1 protein-coding gene and 1 pseudogene are annotated in these 736 nt (G+C 44.7%); both read right to left on the bottom strand.

Translation table 11 applies throughout. The features are described from left to right. Window positions 1–191 (bottom strand): annotated as a pseudogene (locus R7Z77_RS25350) (hypothetical protein); the annotation flags it as partial. Between the two features lie 120 nt (window positions 192–311). After that, a partial coding sequence (gene nudC / locus R7Z77_RS25345; RefSeq protein ID WP_318137044.1) for an NAD(+) diphosphatase occupies window positions 312–736 on the bottom strand: 425 nt, incomplete at its 5' end.

The following is a 736-nucleotide window of genomic DNA, read 5'->3' as shown; positions in this document are numbered from 1 at the left end:
TCCCACTGGGCCCAATCGATATTGGTTTCTAGTACTTCATTACCACAAGCCTGCTGCACCTTGGTTACATTTTCTGTCATGGTATTTTCTGTCAACATGCGCTTCGCTTTTACTTCGATACTTGCATTTGCCGACATGCTTACCATTGTGCACGATACTAATCCTAGCCATAACGCTGATTTCAACTTCATTCGGTATACTCCATTATTTATAAACCCATCAATACAGAACGTCATACCAAGCTAGTCTAGCAACAGTGATATCTCAAAAATGATTAATTTTTAACCTTTACTTCCTTTACGATCAGCATCTCAGTCTGAAAGAATATCACTAACGGTCTGCTCAATTAGCGCCCTTGCAATAGTGCCTGTTGGTGCCACTGGTGGCATTTCTTTCACACCGAACCATTGTGCATCGGATAACTCCGTATAATCCGGATTGAGCTCACCAGAATCATAATCGGCGAGGAACGCCATCATCATACTGGATGGAAAGGCCCAAGGCTGACTGCCAAAGTAACGAATGTTTTTCACGTGAATGCCCGTTTCTTCATGCACTTCGCGCGCGACACAGTCTTCTAAGGTTTCTCCCGCCTCTAAAAAGCCCGCAATCACGGTGTACATGCCATTTCGATGCCTTGGGTGCTGCGCTAGTAAAATCTGATTTTCTTTACGCACAGCAACGATGATGCATGGGAAAATGCGCGGGTAGTGCAAAGTTCGACACTCTCCGCATT

Source organism: Vibrio sp. 1401, assembly GCF_033340295.1.
Note: the sequence above shows the minus strand (reverse complement) of the source record. Positions and strands in the feature narration are given on the sequence as shown.